The 487-nt window shown below is 66.7% G+C and carries 1 protein-coding gene; it reads left to right on the forward strand.

Going from position 1 to position 487, the window contains the following annotated elements; genetic code table 11:
* A partial coding sequence (locus IC63_RS16750) for an IS5 family transposase (RefSeq protein WP_036722819.1) occupies positions 1-433 on the forward strand: 433 nt, incomplete at its 5' end.
* Between the last annotated feature and the right edge of the window lie 54 nt (positions 434-487).

Consider the following 487-nt stretch of genomic DNA (forward strand, 5'->3'; position numbering starts at 1 on the left):
CAGCCGCGACGGTGACAGCCCTATCCTGCCAGAGCTGCTGGACCAGATACCAGCGGAAGAGAAGATCGGCACCGTGACCGCCGACGGCGCCTATGACAGCCGCCGCTGCCACACGGCGATCGTCGAGCGGCAAGCAACCGCCATCATCCCGATCCGCAGGAACGGCCGCCCCTGGAAGGAGGACTGTCCCGCTGCCCGGGCGCGGAACGAGACCCTGCGCGCGACCCGGCACTTCGGTCGGGCATTCTGGAAGCGCTGGACCGGATATCACGCCCGAAGTCGGATCGAGGCGAAGATGCGCTGCCTCAAGGCGTTCGGGGAGCGCATCGCCGCAAGGGACCCGAACTGCCAGACTGCCGAGATCCACATCCGCATTGCTCTCATGAACCGCTTCTCCGCCCTCGGCACCGCCGAGATCGTTCGCGTCAGCTGAGTTCAGCGGGGAAAGGGGCAGCTCACGCCGCTAGCTGAGTTGCGCAACAACGCC

Source organism: Paracoccus sphaerophysae (assembly GCF_000763805.1).
Classification (GTDB): Bacteria; Pseudomonadota; Alphaproteobacteria; order Rhodobacterales; family Rhodobacteraceae; genus Paracoccus; species Paracoccus sphaerophysae.